A 14,856-nucleotide genomic window follows, 5' to 3' on the forward strand; every position below is an offset into this window, starting at 1 on the left:
TGCAGACAAATCTTAAAAGTCATACAAATAAGAATCAACTGCCAGTTTTGGTATTTTTTATTATTTGACCTAGGGAGCGATATTTAACTTTGGGCCGCCTCAGTGAGGCGGCGAAAGGTGGGATGAATAAACATTGAGTCGGTGCAAAATAGCTGTCGGTAATTAAAAATGCACTCCCGGATGTAATAAACTTAACGCATTCTCCCCGTTAATTTGAAACGCTACTCGCAGGACGGATCCTGAACCAGATCGCATACATCGCCGGCAGGAAGACAAGGGTGATGATCGTTCCGCCCAGCGTCCCGCCAATCAGTGTATAGGCCAGCGTCCCCCAGAATACGGAATGGGTCAGCGGTATGAATGCCAGCACGGCGGCCAGGGCTGTCAGTAACACTGGTCGTGCCCGCTGGACGGTTGCTTCGACCACCGCATCGAACGGGGCGAGACCTTCCTTCTGGTTATGCGTAATCTGCCCGATAAGGATCAATGTATTTCGCATAAGAATGCCCGAAAGCGCAATCAACCCGACAAGCGCATTGATCCCAAAAGGTTGATTGAACAGCAGCAGCGTGGGAACCACGCCGACAAGGCCCAGCGGGGCAGTCAGAAAAACCATCACCATCGCCGAGAGAGATCGCACCTGCACAATAATGATCAGTAACGTCAGGGCTATCATTATCGGGAACAACGGCACCATGGCCTGTGTGGCTTTACCTGATTCCTCAATTGAGCCTGCCATCTCAATGCGGTATCCGGGCGGGAGCGTATCAATGATCGGTTTTAGCTGTTTCATGATCGCCACCGACACATCCGGTGGCTGAAGATTGTCGGCGATATCTCCGCGCACGGTAATGGTGGGCGTGCGGTCGCGACGACGCAGGAGCGGATCTTCCATTTTGACCTCAATCTGACCGATTTGCGACAGCGGCACCCGCTGTCCCGCACTGCCAACCAGGGTAAACCCGTCGATCTTCGCCGGATCAAGACGAATATCGCCCGCAGCGCGTCCTGTAACTTGTACAGCGCGAATATCTTCACGCACGGCAGTAATTGGTACACCCGATAACAGGAACTGGAGCTGCTGAGCCACGCTATTTGAGGTTAAGCCGGTGGCCTGCAGACGGTTCTGATCGAGGGTGAAATGGAGTGTGGGAACACGTGAACCCCAGTCGGTGTTGACGGTTCTCATCATCGGGCTGGCCTGCAGAACGCCTTTAACCTTATCGGCGATGTCGCGAAGCGTATCGACATCGGGCCCCATCACACGCCAGGCAACCGGGAAGGGGGAGTAGGGGCCAAACACCAGTTGTGTGACACGCACGCGCGCTTCCGGCGCAAGTCCACCGGCGACCGCTTCCCGGAGCCGGAACTTGAGCGCCTCGCGTGACGTCTGGCTGTCCGTCATCACCACGATTTTCGCAAAAGAGGGATCGGGTAATTCAGGTGCCATGGCCAGGTAAAAACGTGGTGAACCCTGCCCGACGTAGGCGGTCACGATGCTGGCTTCCGGCTGCAGTTTTAACCACGCTTCGATTTTCGCCGTTGCGGCGCTGGTCTGCTCAATTGAGGTGCCATAAGGCATCTGCACTTCCACCAGCACTTCAGGGCGGTCGGACGTTGGGAAAAACTGTTTTTTTACCAGTCCCATACCCACTACGGCCAGGGTAAAAATGAAGACCACGGAACCGGCCACGATCCACTTTCTGGCAATTACCCGGGTCAGCAGTTGGCGAAAGCGGTTATAGCGCGGGGTGTTATAGATGGCGGCATGGCCCCCTTCGACTTTGGCGATATCTGGCAGGATCTTAACGCCAAGATAAGGCGTGAACACCACCGCAACCAGCCAGGAGGCAATCAGGGCGATGCCGACAATCCAGAACATATTGCTGGTGTATTCCCCGGCGGTCGACTGGGCGAACCCGTTTGGCATAAAGCCAATCGCCGTCACGAGGGTACCGGCCAGCATGGGGGCGGCGGTATGGCTCCAGGCGTAAGCGGAGGCTTTGATTCGGTCGTAGCCTTCCTCCATTTTCACCACCATCATTTCAATGGCGATAATGGCATCATCAACCAGTAAACCCAGAGCAAGGATCAGCGAGCCCAGCGTTACGCGGTCAAAGTTTATCCCCGCCGCCTCCATCACCACGAAGACGACTGCCAGCGTCAGGGGAACCGCCGCCGCGACTACCACGCCCACGCGCCAGCCCATGCTGACAAAGCACACCACCATCACCACAAGCAGGGCGACGAAGAATTTGATCATAAATTCATCCACCGACGAGCGGATATTCACGGACTGATCGGTGACTTTGGTCAGGGTCATTCCCAGCGGCAGGTTCTCGTTGATCTTAGCCGTTTCGGCATCCAGCGCTTTCCCCAGCGCCAGACCGTTCCAGCCCTCCCGCATCACAATACCTAACAGCAGCGCCGGTTCACGCTGGTTACGGATCTGCAGCGTGGGAGGATCTTCATAACCGCGTTCAACCGTTGCCACATCAGACAGCCTGAGCGTTTTACCCTGAGCGACCAGCGGCGTATCGCGGATCTTCTGCAACGTATCAAAAGCACCATCAAGGCGAATAAAGATCTGCGCACCCTGTGTTTCTATGGAGCCTGCTGGCGTGAGAACGTTCTGATTGTTCAGCGCGTTGAAAATATCCTGCGGTGCCAGCCCCATCGTCGCCAGACGGTCATGAGAGAGGGCGATATAAATCCGCTCGGCCTGTTCGCCGATGATGTTCACTTTTTTGACGCCAGGCACATGCAGGAGTTGCTGGCGCAGGCTTTCAGCATCACGCACCAGCAGACGCTGCGGTTCACCCTTTGCCTTTAGCGCAAAGAGGGCAAAGGTGACATCCGCAAACTCGTCATTGATCATCGGGCCCATCACACCCGCCGGGAGATTTTTACTCTCATCGCCAAGCTTTTTGCGCGCCTGATAGAACTCTTCCTGCACCTCGGAGGGGGGCGTCATGTCCTGTAAGGAGAGGGTGATAAAGGCCATGCCCGGGCGGGTATAGGTTTCGGTACGGTCATACCACTTGAGTTCCTGCAGCCGTTTTTCCAGCGGTTCAGCAACCTGATCCTGCATTTCCTGCGCGGTTGCGCCGGGCCAGACGGTAATCACCGTCATTTGCTTTACCGTGAAGGGCGGATCTTCAGCCCGTCCCAGTCCAAAGAAGGCGTAAATACCGGCAAGCGTCACCAGAATAATCAGAAACAGCGTGATGGCACGCTCGCGCACGGCAAGCGCTGAGAGGTTGAAGCGTCCGTCGCTCATGGCTGACTCCCCGCCTGAGCCGTACCGCGTTGTTCAGCCAGACGGACAGCTTCACCGTCATGCAGAAGATGCGCGCCCAACGCCACAATTTTCTCGCCCGGCTTGACGCCGCCCGTCACCTGCGCGGCATCATCGCTCACACTCAGCACGTTGACGGGCTGCCACATCACTTTTGCGGGCTGCGCGGAGATCCGCCACACGCCGGGCCCTTTGCCTGCATCGTACAGAGACGCCAGCGGAACCTGCATTACCTGACGTTCAGCATTTTGTTCGATATGCAGGGTGACGGTCGCACCCAGCGGCGCGTTAGCCAGCGAGCCTTCCAGCACATAGCGTGCTTCATAAGTGCGGGTGGTGGTATCGGCTGCATCAGAGAGCAGGCGCAGTGTCGCGGTAACAGGCTGTGCCTCGCTGCCATAGCGCGTTGCCAGCGCTTTACTACCGACGGCAGGGCGCAATGTCTCTGGCAACTGGACGAGCGCCTCGCGTTGCCCTGAGCGGGCCAGTCTGATCACCGCCTGACCCGCACTGACCACCTGGCCGGGTTCTGCAAGCGTTTCCATGACCACGCCGTCGGAATCGGCCAGCAGCACGGCATAGCCGGTCGCATTTTGCGCGACGGTGGCCTGAGCGCGTGCGGCACTGAGTTCAGCTCTGGCGGCATCCGCCGCCGCTTTTATCTGGTCGTACTCCGAGGCAGAGACAGCACCTGTTGCCACCAGGCCGCGATAGCGCGCCTCATCGCTGGTGGCTTTTCTCGCCCTGGCCTGTGCGGCATCCACCGCCTGCTGATGTGCTTGTGCCTGTAACTTCAGGTCAACCGGATCCAGACGCATTAACGGCTGGCCCTGCTTAACGGTCTGCCCCGTATCAACAAGGCGTTCAAGGATTTTGCCCTGAACCCGGAAACCGAGATCGCTTTGCGTTCTGGCAACGACCACACCCGTAAACGCGCGGGACGCATCGTTCGCCGGTTCAACGGAGGCGGATCTGACAAGCGGTGGCTGGGTGCGCGGATCGTCGGTGGCGGGGTTATCACCGCATGCCACCAGGGCGAAAGGGAGGAGACAAACGGCAAAACGGGCGGAATGAAGCCTGAGCATGGGGAAACCTTATCGTATCAAAGGACGGTTTCCGCATTCTCAGACTAGTGACCAATAAAGTCAATGGTCACAAATCAGGGGGCCAGGCTTCGTAAAATCAGGGAAGGGAGGAGGAGTGCTGCGGTCGGGGCGGTTTCGAGGTTATATTGCAACTGCACGGGGTTGATGAAAGGGCACATCACCATGTATATGGCATAGGTCACCTCATCCAGGGGCGTTTTTCTTTCGAACTCCCCGCTTTGTCGGCCTTCAACAATGATGCTCTCAATCAGCTTCATCAGGCTCTCGGTATACCGCTCGGTAGACGGCCACTTATCCCGCGCGGCAACGGCGGCGATATCATAAAGTTTACGATCGTGGAAAAAGAGTTCGCTGCCAGCCTCGGTTAACGCCCGGAAAAGGCGGCGCATTTTTTCACTGGCCGACGGCGCGTCGGCGATGGCTGTTTCCACTGCCGTCATGATCAGCGCCAGGCGGTTAGCGCAGATAACCTCGCCAATTGCCTGTTTGGAATCGAAAAATTTATATATATAGGCTTTTGAAAAACCGATGGATTTAGCCAGTTCTGCCACGGTGGTTTTTTCATAGCCGTAATGGCCGAAGTGCTCAAAAGCCGCTTCGACGATTTGCTCGCGGACAGAGTGGTCAAGAGGACCACGCGTGGATGGGGTGTTCATATTTTTCGTCATTGTTTCAGCTTAGCGCGACGGGCATCAGTTGACAATGAGTGACCATAATATGATTTGGTCACTCTTTTAATCATGTATCTTTCAGTGCTGTGAGCCAGAGTGTATCACTCTTTGCCCGGAGTTATTGCACAAGCCCGGAGAGATGAAAAATCCTATAACCCCAGATCGCTCAGGGACGGGTGATCGTCCGGGCGTCTGCCCAGCGGCCAGTGAAAGAGCCGTTCAGATTCCTTGATGGGCATATCGTTGATGCAGGCAAAACGCCGCTTCATGAGGCCGTCCGGCTCGAACTCCCAGTTTTCATTGCCGTAAGAGCGGAACCAGTTCCCTGAATCATCATGCCATTCATAGGCATAGCGTACGGCGATGCGGTTGTCGGTAAATGCCCAAAGCTCTTTTATCAGGCGATAATCCAGCTCTTTCTTCCATTTCCGCTCAAGGAACGCCTGCGCCTCCGCGCGGTTCGTGGCGAACTCCGCACGGTTACGCCACTGCGTGTCCAGCGAATAGGCCAGTGCGATTTTTGCCGGGTCGCGGCTGTTCCAGCCATCTTCTGCCAGCCTGACTTTTTCAATGGCGCTTTCACGGGTAAACGGCGGTAAAGGGGGGCGTGTGTTCATCTCGGCTACCTCGGGTTGATAGTATGTAGACAGGTCTGTCTACTTGCGTTAATCTATGCCTGTAAATACCGTCTGTCAACCCACTGTTTGAGGCCAGATAAGCGTGAATACTCTCACTACGAATAACGATCAAAAAGTCAGCGTCAGAGATAAAATATTGCTCACCGCGCACGAACTCTTTTATTCCACCGGGTTCAGAGCAACGGGCGTTGATACGCTTATCAAACAGGCAAAAGTGACTAAAGTAACGTTTTATCGCCATTTCCCGAGTAAGAGTTTGCTTATTCTTGCCTATCTGCAATATCGGCACGAGCTGTGGATTACCTGGTTTGAAACCACGCTTCGACAATATCTCGAAGAGGGGCGGGCTGCATCAGACGCATTAGCTGCAACGCTTAACGGGTGGTTTATTTCCCCGTTGTTTCATGGCTGTGCGTTTATTAATGCCAGCGCAGAAGCAAAATCAGAAGACAATGAAAGTGAAATAAAAGCCATTTGCCGCAACCATAAATCTGAAACCCGGGAAAAAATTGCCTCCCTCACCGGTATTGCCGATGAGGCTATTAACACGCAGATTTTAATGCTGATAGACGGTGCCATCATACATGCGCAAATGGGTATGGATACCAAAGAGGTGGTCAGCCAGTTGCGAAGGGGACTTGAAGCGCTGATACCGCGCTAATTACGGCTTTGCGTGCGCAGCCAAACCTCGGGAATGGCTGCGCCGTACGATTCAGATCTTAGTGAGGCTTTGCAGGAATTCGTCCACCTGCTGAGGAGTGGCTGAATCGGCCTGATAGAGGATATCGAGCGTCACGTTTTTAAGGCCACAGAAGCCAAACACCCCTTCAACAATCTGGGTCTGAATGGCACCGGAATAACCGTGCTTATCGAACCCGGCCAGATCGCTGCCCGCCGTTGCGACCAGGCGCACGGGCACATCACGTAAATTACCCACAATGCGACCATCTTCAGCCACTTTATAGGCCCAGTTCACGGTCAGCACCCGATCAAACCAGCCTTTCAGAAGGGCGGGAACGGACCACCAGTAAATCGGGAAGACAAATACCAGCATATCCGCGCGCTCGACACGCTGCTGCTCGCGCAGCACCTCGTCCGGCAGCGCGCGGGCATCGCCGTGGTAGAGGTCAAGATCGGGTCGAATCATGGTCGGGGAAAAACCTTCGGCATGCAGATCGGCTATTTCAACCTGCGTACCCTGTTCCTGTAACTTCCCGGCAATTCGCTGCGCGAGGGATTGGGATAACGAATTTTCGACCGGGTGAGCCGTCACGATCAGGGCAGTATTGATGGCGTTTGATGCAGACATAGAGACCTCAACAGGGTGAGTGAAGATGCCTCTATGTTACTATTGGTAACTTAACTGTCAATCTGGCAGGGCACTCATTTTGTGCTGTCCAGATAGGTATTGAGGACGCCGGTCATCGCGCCGCTGAGCATCTCTTCGGCAACGTTACGCGCGAGAATCCCATTTCCGGCAGCCGTACTGAGCGCATCCGCGGCCCCAATAATGGCCGTCAGGGCCGCTTCACCTGTTACCCCTTGCAGCACAATAAAAGGGGCAAGCGCCATCCGCAGGCAGTCTGCGCAGTCGGCCACGCAGGCCTCGCGGAAAATCTGCAGCGCCCGCGAGCCGGACAGAGCCGCCGCTATGGGGCCCGTTTCGGGGCCCGCAGAGATCGCGCAATCGATATACGCGGCGCTGAAAAAACGGATCGTCTGTGCCAGCGTTTTATTGTCTCTGTTCAACGTCTCGCGAAATTTCTTGAGCTGCCTGTCGCTGAAGTCCTGATAGAGCGCCATCAGCAGCCCTTCACGATCGCCAAAATGATCGTAAGGAATGGGTTTGGTGACGTTGGCGCGCTCGGCCAGGAAACCCAGCGTAAGGGCCTCAGTGCCTTGCTGGCGCACAATTCCGCGCGCGACTTCCAGCAGCTGTGCGCGGCGTTCTTCTTTTCTTAAGCGCTTAACAACCATCTTTTCCTCAAATCAGTTAACTACCAAAGGTAGTTTACACGTTTTACTGAACGGATGAGAAGCTCATTGCGCGGCTTTTTCCTGCTGAGCCATGTCGAGCACGCTGGCGCTTGCCGGGTCGAACAGCGCAAGGCTCTCAATCTGGTTGAGCATAATCACCTTTCTGAAATCCATCGCACTTCTGGGCTCAGAGTCGAGGGTGATGTCATGCCCGTCATACCATTTGCTGTAGTTATTTTCGATGCGAAAATTCATCGTCTGGCGATCGCGATAGCCACTCAGCATGGGAATAAGCACGATATTGGCCGTTTTCTCATATTCCAGCGTCGCCGTATGGATCATGCCGACATAGATACGCCCCGACCGTAGCGTCACCTGCGCCAGCTCGCCTTGCTCCATGCACTGATAAAGCAGTTGTTCAATCCCGCTCGCCTGCGCCAGGCGCTTATAGAGCTTTTTCCTGCCTTCACCGTCCAGTCGGGCGCTGCCCGCCCAGTTTGAGCGGTAAAGACAAAACAGGATGGCGAAGGCCAGCATCACCACTACGGGCGCCTGGATGCCCAGGAAACTCCAGTTCATAAAGTCCATTTGCCAGTCGGCATAACGCTCTGACGTAAAGTGGAAGGTGTTGTCAGCCGCGGAGAGGGCGAGCAGCAGCAGCCAGAGCAGCCCGGTGGCGATCACGCCTTGCAGAACGAAGATCGAGCCGTAAAGGGCAACCAGAAAATAGACATCCCAGCCGAAGGATCGCTTGATTTTGAAGCGGGTAGAGAGGTCGCGGCTGGTGTACCAGTACCCGCAGACCATCAGCACCATAAATATCGCCGTTCCCATATTACGCCCTCTTTAACGCATTGACGTGGCGCAGAAAATCCTGGCGTACCTCGTTGCTTTTATAGTTCACCGAGGCATTACCATCCTGGTCGATGATAATCCGGTCGCCATCCTCAACGGCTTCAATGATTTCCTGCTGACTCATCACCTGAAGTAACGATTCCGGGCTGGAGAAAAGGGAGAGAAAGAAACGTCTCATCGCATGTCATCCTTATGAATAAAAAGAATAAGCCTGGAAGAGAACGGGGGAATTTACCTTAGGGTTAACCTGAAAAAGTAGCCCGATGGCGGTCAGCCCTTATTGCGCCTCGAGTTCCGGCACGAAAGTAACTTGCCCAACTCACTGATAATTAAAATGATAAAAATATATTTCCGTACAAACTTGGACAAACAACTCGAATTGTGTAAGTTTTAATTATGCGCTTACGCTACGTTGTTTACCGCCAGGATGTGACCCATGAACCTTTTGCCTGACGTCATCAGTCGGTTTGTTGATTACTACACCGCGCTGGATTCCCAGCCGCCCTCGGCGCTGGCGGGGCTTTACCATCCCGATGCCACGCTTATCGATCCGTTTGGTGAACATAACGGCCTGTTCGCCCTGCAACGCTATTTCACCCATCTGCTGGCGAATGTCGAACACTGTCGTTTCACGCTTGATTCCCCTTTGATCGGCGAGCATCGCTTTGTTGTCACCTGGGTCATGCACTGGTCGCACCCGCGCATTGCCGGTGGCGAGCCTCTGGAACTGCCTGGCTGCTCCGTGGTGGACGTGGAAAAGGATCGGATTATTCGCCAGCGGGACTACTACGATGCCGGAGAGATGATCTACGAACATCTGCCTTTGCTTGGCTGGGCGGTTCGCGGCGTGAAGCGGAGGGTGAAATCATGATGACGGTCCTGATCACCGGCGCCAGTTCAGGCATTGGGGCGGGGCTGGCGCAATCTTTTGCCCGTGACGGTCACCATGTCATCGCCTGCGGGCGGGATCCGGCGCGTCTGGAAGCCCTGCATCAGCACAGTTCAAACATTACGGTACGCCTGTTCGATATGACAGACAGGGACGCCTGTCGCCAGGCGCTGACGGGCTGCGCGGCCGACCTGACGATCCTCTGTGCCGGAACCTGCGAATATCTGGAACACGGCGTGGTGGACGCCGCGCTGGTAGAGCGGGTGATGACCACTAACTTTCAGGGGCCTGTCAATTGCCTTGCCGCGCTGCAGCCACAGCTTGTGGCCGGTAACCGCGTGGTGCTGGTGAGCTCTATGGCTCACTGGCTGACGTTTCCACGCGCTGAAGCGTACGGTGCATCTAAAGCCGCGCTCACCTGGTTTGCGCAGAGCCTGCGTCTCGACTGGGAGCCAAAAGGGATTGCAGTCACCGTGGTATCGCCCGGTTTTGTCGACACCCCGTTGACCCGCAAAAATGATTTCGCTATGCCGGGCAGGGTGAGCGTTGAAGAGGCGGTAAAAGCCATTCGCCGTGGCCTGGAAAAAGGTAAAAACCACATCGCGTTTCCAGCGGGATTTGGTCTGACGCTGCGGCTGCTTTCCGGGCTGCCAGCGTTCTTACAGCGCGCACTGCTGCGCAGGATGGTGCGCTCATGAAGATCGCCATTATCGGCAGCGGCATCGCCGGGCTGACCTGCGCCTGGCGCCTTGCCGGCCATCATGAGGTCACCCTGTTTGAAGCCGGTGCCACCCCCGGCGGCCATACCGCCACGGTTGACGTGCCGACGCCGCAGGGTACCTACGCCATCGACACCGGTTTTATCGTCTACAACGACCGCACCTATCCGCGCTTTATGGGGCTGCTTAGCGAGCTGGGCATCAGCGGGCAAAAAACGCAGATGAGCTTCTCGGTACACAATCCGCAAAGTGGGCTGGAGTACAACGGCCACACCCTGACGACGCTCTTTGCACAACGTCGTAACCTGGTGAACCCGGCGTTCTGGCGTCTGCTTGGGGAGATTGTCCGTTTTAATCGCCTGGCGAAACAGGCTCTGAAAGAGGACGTGGAGCCCGGCGCGACGCTGCAAACGTTCCTGGAACAGCATCGCTTTACGCCGTTCTTTGCGCGTCATTATATTCTCCCGATGGGGGCGGCCATCTGGTCGTCGTCGCTACAGGAAATGAAACGTTTTCCGCTGCCGCTCTTTTTACGCTTCTTTGAGAATCATGGTCTGCTGGATATCACTCAGCGCCCGCAGTGGTACGTGGTGCCCGGCGGCTCGCGGGAGTATATCCGCGCTATTCTGGCACAGCTGGGTGACCGGCTCACGCTGCACCTCAACGCGCCGGTGCAGCGGGTAAGCCGTGATGCACAGGGGGTCACCCTCCATCTTGAAGAATCGAGCCACCGTTTTGATCAGGTGATTTTTGCCTGTCACTCCGCCCAGGCGCTGACCATCCTCGACGCACCTTCCGCCGCTGAGCAGGAGGTGCTGGGCGATATTGGCTGGCAACGTAACGAGGTGGTGCTGCACAGCGATCCGCGCTGGCTGCCGGTGCGTCAGCGCGCCTGGGCCAGCTGGAACTACCGCCTGAGCGAACAGGATCAGGCCAGCGCCTGCGTAACGTACAACATGAATATCTTGCAGGGGCTGCCCGCCGGTAGCCCGCTGTTCTGCGTCACCTTAAACCCGGAAACGCCAGTGGACGAACGCTTCGTGCTGCGGCGCTTTGTGTATGAACATCCACTGTTTAACCCGCAAAGCTGGCGGGCACAGGCACGCCGCAGCGAAATCAACGGTCACCAGCGGAGCTGGTTCTGCGGCGCGTACTGGTACAACGGCTTTCATGAAGATGGCGTGCGCAGCGCGCTGGACGTCGTCAATGCGATAACAGCCGGGGAGGGAAACCGATGAACAGTTGCCTCTATCACGGCGTATTACGCCACCGCCGTCTCCAGCCGAAAACGCATGAGTTCAGCTACGGCGTCTTTATGGCCTGGCTCGATCTCGACGAGCTGGATAAGTTGCCCACCGTTGGCGTGCGGCGCAACCGGTTTGCCGCCGCATCGTTCCATGATGCGGATTATCCGCTGGGTTCGCCGCTTAAAGAGAACGTGCTGAATCGGCTGGAAAGCCTGACCGGCGAACGTCCTGAGGGGCGGGTGATGCTCCTGACGCAACTGCGCTACTTCGGCTTTCATTTTAATCCCGTCAATTTTTACTACTGCTATGACCCGGCAGAGACGCTGCGCTGGGTGCTGGCCGAAGTGCGCAATACGCCCTGGAACGAACGACATTATTACGCCGTCAATGGTCAGCACGCCCAGCCCACGGAGAAAGCCTTTCACGTTTCTCCGTTTAACCCCATGGACATGATTTACCACTGGCGCTTCAACAACCCGGATAACACGCTGCATATGCACATTGAAAATCATCAGGCGTCAAAGGTATTTGATGCCACGCTGGCGCTTCGCCGCGCGCCGCTGACCCGCCCGGCACTGCGTGGACTGCTGCTGCGTATTCCGCTGATGACGCTCAAAACCGTTTTCGCGATTTACTGGCAGGCGCTGCGGCTGTGGCTTAAGCGCGTGCCTCTGTATAACCATCCTGTCAGCAGGAGTGAACGCTCATGACCGATCCTGTCTTTGCGCTTGAACCCGATATCCCGCGCAACGTTCGCGTCGCGCGCTGGCTGCTCTTTCGCGTGCTGAGCGGCCTTCGTGGCGGCTCGCTCACGCTGCGTGAAGGGGCGCAGACCTTTCATTTCGGTGAGCTGTCTGCCGCGCTGCATGCCGACGTGCAGATCCTCAGCCCGGGCGTCTACTGGCGCGTCCTGACCGGAGGCAGCCTGGCCGCGGCGGAAGCCTGGATGGATGGCGAATGGGAAACCACGCAGCTCACGCCGCTTCTGCAACTGCTTGCGCTAAACAGCCAGGTACTGGGGCGGCTCGAAAACGGGTTCCGCCTGCTTGGCAGACCGCTGGAGCGGCTTCGCCACTGGACGCGGCGCAACTCCCGGGCGCAGGCGCGGGAAAACATTGCGGCACATTACGATCTGGGTAACGCGTTTTATGCCCATTTTCTGGACAAGGAGTTGCTCTATTCCAGCGCGCTGTTTAGCGGGGAGGAGCAGGATCTTAGCGACGCGCAGCGGGCGAAAATGGCGCGTCTGTGCGAACAGCTGGCGCTGAACCCCAGCGATCATCTGCTGGAGATTGGTACCGGCTGGGGGGCGATGGCGGAATACGCGGCCCGTCACTACGGCTGCCGGGTGACCACTACCACGCTGTCGCAGGAGCAGTATCGCTGGGCGACAGAGCGGATTGCCCGGGCCGGTCTGCAGGACCGCGTTGAGGTGTTGCTCTGCGACTATCGCGATTTAACCGGCGAGTACGACAAGCTGGTGTCGATTGAGATGATTGAAGCCGTCGGGCAACGCTATCTGCCAACGTTCTTCCGCACCTGTCAGGCGCGTCTGCGTCCGGGTGGGCGCATGGCGATTCAGGCCATCACCATTCAGGATCAGCGGTATCGCGACTACAGCAAAAGCGTGGATTTTATTCAGCGGTATATCTTCCCCGGCGGCTTTTTGCCGAGCATAACGGCGATGAATGCGCTGATGACGCGCCACACCGATTTTGTGGTGCGCAACCTGTTTGATATGGGGCCGGACTACGCGCGCACGCTGGCGCACTGGCGTCAGCGTTTTCTTCATGCCTGGCAGGAGATTGAAAAACTGGGATTTGATGAGCGGTTTCGTCGGATGTGGCTCTATTACTTTGGCTACTGCGAAGCCGGGTTTAACGCCCGCACCATCAGCGTGGTGCAACTGACCGCCGAGCGCGTATGAAACGTTACGTGCAGGTTTTCGCCCTGGCTATCGCGTTCGATCTCTACTGGACGCTGGTGGTGCTGTTTCGCGAGCGTGGCCTGATTATCTGGTGCGTGCTGGCGATCTTCGCCTGCCTGATGTTGCCGCCTGCACACCGCGTTTATGCCATTCTGCTGGCACTCGCGGGCACTCTGCTGGATGCACTCTGGGCGCTGACGGGGCTGATCGCCTTCACCGGTGAATCGCTGATGCCCGTGTGGATGGTGGCGCTGTGGCTGATGTTTGCCACCGTCTGGACGCAGCTCACCCGCACCACAACGTTACCCGGCTGGATGCTGATGCTGCTGGCTTCCGTGGGCGGTCCGGTGGCGTATCTTATCGGTGAGCGGCTCGGTGCCATCGCCTTTCTGGAGCCAACCTTTATCGTCGTCAGCTGGATGGTGCCGGGCTGGCTGGTGCTGATGCTGTTTTACCACTTGCTGACAGGGAGGCAACAATGAGAGCCGCACTCCTGTTCCTCTGGCTCATCACCCTTACGCCTTTCGCCCAGGCAACCGACTGGCTTGGCTGGCGCAAGGTGGGGGATGCCACGCTGACCTGGGGGCCTTTCACCGTTTATACCTCCCAGTTGCGCACCCCTGAAGGGCGCTACACCGGCAAGATGCAGGATCAGGCGCTCATTATCACCTACGCGCGTGACATCGACAGTGAAGACCTGGTCGAGGCAACCCGCGACCAGTGGCGAGCACAGGGGGTTTTGCAGCAGGAACCGCAGAGCGAAGCCTGGCTGCGAATGCTTGCCTCGCTGTGGCCGGATGTCGGGCCGGGGGCGCAGCTGGCGTTCGTGCTTAACGATAAGCAAGGACAGTTCTGGTACCGCGCACCTTCTGCATCGGGCACTTTCAGACCCCTGGGGCCGCCTCAGTCGCAAGCGTTCAGCACACGTTTTCTGGGGATCTGGCTTGATCCCCGCACGAAATACCCTGAGCTGCGTCAGCAGTTAATCGGAGGACAACAATGAAACGTTTTTTGATCATGGCGCTGGGTGTGACGATGTTGCTGGCAGGCTGCAGCACGGACGTGACGGAGTACCGCCAGCAGCAGCCGCGGCTTGATATATTCCACTATTTCCAGGGCAAAACGGAAGCGTGGGGGATGGTGCAGGATCGCAGCGGGAAGCAGATCCGCCGCTTCCACGTGGAGATTGCCGGGGACGTGATTGGCGACACGCTGACGCTGAATGAACATTTTGTCTACGACGATGGTGAAAAACAGCAGCGGGTATGGCATATCCGCCGCGTGGCGACCGATCGTTATGAGGGCACGGCGGGCGATATCGACGGCGTGGCGACGGGGCAGGCGGCGGGCAATGCCTTCAACTGGAGGTACAGCATGAACGTGAAGGCCAACGGCAGCACCTGGCTGCTGCACTTCGACGACTGGATGTACCTGCAGGATGGCACCCACCTGTTTAATAAAACCGAGATGAAGAAATTTGGCGTCACCGTCGCCACGGTGACGCTGTTCTTTACCCGCAAGGCGTAACG

The 14,856-nt window shown here is 57.0% G+C and carries 17 protein-coding genes; 9 read left to right on the forward strand and 8 right to left on the reverse strand.

The genetic code is table 11. The features are described from left to right. Positions 1-208: 208 nt before the first annotated feature. The 4 genes from EQV24_RS01850 to EQV24_RS01865 form a co-directional block, all read right to left on the reverse strand. The gene (locus EQV24_RS01850; protein WP_130626081.1) at positions 209-3,280 is read right to left on the reverse strand and encodes an efflux RND transporter permease subunit; all 3,072 of its coding nucleotides are present in this window, start codon (positions 3,278-3,280) and stop codon (positions 209-211) included. Next, positions 3,277-4,383 (reverse strand): efflux RND transporter periplasmic adaptor subunit, encoded by a 1,107-nt coding sequence (locus tag EQV24_RS01855; RefSeq protein ID WP_045901116.1) that lies wholly within the window; start codon positions 4,381-4,383, stop codon positions 3,277-3,279. The genes EQV24_RS01850 and EQV24_RS01855 overlap by 4 nt, the downstream gene beginning before the upstream one ends. A gap of 74 nt (positions 4,384-4,457) precedes the next feature. Beyond that, the gene (locus EQV24_RS01860; RefSeq protein ID WP_014831802.1) at positions 4,458-5,072 is read right to left on the reverse strand and encodes a TetR/AcrR family transcriptional regulator; all 615 of its coding nucleotides are present in this window, start codon (positions 5,070-5,072) and stop codon (positions 4,458-4,460) included. 152 nt (positions 5,073-5,224) lie between these two features. Continuing rightward, on the reverse strand, positions 5,225-5,692 hold the full coding sequence (locus tag EQV24_RS01865) for a nuclear transport factor 2 family protein (protein ID WP_013096727.1): 468 nt from the start codon (positions 5,690-5,692) through the stop codon (positions 5,225-5,227). Positions 5,693-5,795: 103 nt separating this feature from the next. Between EQV24_RS01865 and EQV24_RS01870 the strand changes: the two genes are divergently transcribed. Beyond that, positions 5,796-6,374 carry a TetR/AcrR family transcriptional regulator gene (locus EQV24_RS01870; RefSeq protein ID WP_045901120.1) on the forward strand — a complete coding sequence of 193 codons (579 nt, stop codon included), beginning with the start codon at positions 5,796-5,798 and terminating at the stop codon, positions 6,372-6,374. 51 nt (positions 6,375-6,425) lie between these two features. On the opposite strand, the gene EQV24_RS01875 is transcribed toward EQV24_RS01870, so the two are convergent. From EQV24_RS01875 to EQV24_RS01890, 4 genes are all read right to left on the reverse strand, one after another. Then, a complete protein-coding gene (locus EQV24_RS01875; RefSeq protein ID WP_045901123.1) occupies positions 6,426-7,022 on the reverse strand; it encodes an NAD(P)H-dependent oxidoreductase in 597 nt (198 codons plus the stop codon). A 74-nt stretch (positions 7,023-7,096) separates the two neighbouring features. Continuing rightward, positions 7,097-7,690 carry a TetR/AcrR family transcriptional regulator gene (locus tag EQV24_RS01880; protein ID WP_038419347.1) on the reverse strand — a complete coding sequence of 198 codons (594 nt, stop codon included), beginning with the start codon at positions 7,688-7,690 and terminating at the stop codon, positions 7,097-7,099. Between the two features lie 63 nt (positions 7,691-7,753). Further along, the gene (locus EQV24_RS01885) at positions 7,754-8,524 is read right to left on the reverse strand and encodes a hypothetical protein (RefSeq protein WP_029883111.1); all 771 of its coding nucleotides are present in this window, start codon (positions 8,522-8,524) and stop codon (positions 7,754-7,756) included. A gap of 1 nt (position 8,525) precedes the next feature. After that, entirely contained in the window at positions 8,526-8,723 is a 198-nt protein-coding gene (locus tag EQV24_RS01890; protein WP_013096722.1) for a hypothetical protein, read from the reverse strand. Between the two features lie 258 nt (positions 8,724-8,981). Between EQV24_RS01890 and EQV24_RS01895 the strand changes: the two genes are divergently transcribed. From EQV24_RS01895 to EQV24_RS01930, 8 genes are read left to right on the forward strand one after another with little or no spacing between them, the layout of a single operon-like run. After that, a complete protein-coding gene (locus EQV24_RS01895; RefSeq protein WP_013096721.1) occupies positions 8,982-9,416 on the forward strand; it encodes a nuclear transport factor 2 family protein in 435 nt (144 codons plus the stop codon). Beyond that, positions 9,413-10,132 (forward strand): SDR family NAD(P)-dependent oxidoreductase, encoded by a 720-nt coding sequence (locus EQV24_RS01900; protein ID WP_020688135.1) that lies wholly within the window; start codon positions 9,413-9,415, stop codon positions 10,130-10,132. The genes EQV24_RS01895 and EQV24_RS01900 overlap by 4 nt, the downstream gene beginning before the upstream one ends. Next, positions 10,129-11,391: an FAD-dependent oxidoreductase gene (locus EQV24_RS01905; RefSeq protein ID WP_058678962.1), complete on the forward strand. Its 1,263-nt coding sequence runs from the start codon at positions 10,129-10,131 to the stop codon at positions 11,389-11,391. Before EQV24_RS01900 ends, EQV24_RS01905 begins: the two co-directional genes overlap by 4 nt. Beyond that, on the forward strand, positions 11,388-12,110 hold the full coding sequence (locus EQV24_RS01910) for a DUF1365 domain-containing protein (RefSeq protein WP_038419351.1): 723 nt from the start codon (positions 11,388-11,390) through the stop codon (positions 12,108-12,110). The genes EQV24_RS01905 and EQV24_RS01910 overlap by 4 nt, the downstream gene beginning before the upstream one ends. Further along, a complete protein-coding gene (locus tag EQV24_RS01915) occupies positions 12,107-13,327 on the forward strand; it encodes a cyclopropane-fatty-acyl-phospholipid synthase family protein (protein ID WP_038980570.1) in 1,221 nt (406 codons plus the stop codon). Before EQV24_RS01910 ends, EQV24_RS01915 begins: the two co-directional genes overlap by 4 nt. Beyond that, on the forward strand, positions 13,324-13,809 hold the full coding sequence (locus EQV24_RS01920; RefSeq protein WP_013096716.1) for a DUF2878 domain-containing protein: 486 nt from the start codon (positions 13,324-13,326) through the stop codon (positions 13,807-13,809). The genes EQV24_RS01915 and EQV24_RS01920 overlap by 4 nt, the downstream gene beginning before the upstream one ends. Beyond that, positions 13,806-14,330 carry a hypothetical protein gene (locus EQV24_RS01925; RefSeq protein WP_038980571.1) on the forward strand — a complete coding sequence of 175 codons (525 nt, stop codon included), beginning with the start codon at positions 13,806-13,808 and terminating at the stop codon, positions 14,328-14,330. The genes EQV24_RS01920 and EQV24_RS01925 overlap by 4 nt, the downstream gene beginning before the upstream one ends. Then, positions 14,327-14,854 carry a DUF3833 domain-containing protein gene (locus EQV24_RS01930; protein WP_020688129.1) on the forward strand — a complete coding sequence of 176 codons (528 nt, stop codon included), beginning with the start codon at positions 14,327-14,329 and terminating at the stop codon, positions 14,852-14,854. Before EQV24_RS01925 ends, EQV24_RS01930 begins: the two co-directional genes overlap by 4 nt. Positions 14,855-14,856 lie beyond the last annotated feature (2 nt).

This window comes from Enterobacter sp. A8 (assembly GCF_004296595.1).
In the GTDB taxonomy this organism is placed as follows: domain Bacteria; phylum Pseudomonadota; class Gammaproteobacteria; order Enterobacterales; family Enterobacteriaceae; genus Enterobacter; species Enterobacter cloacae.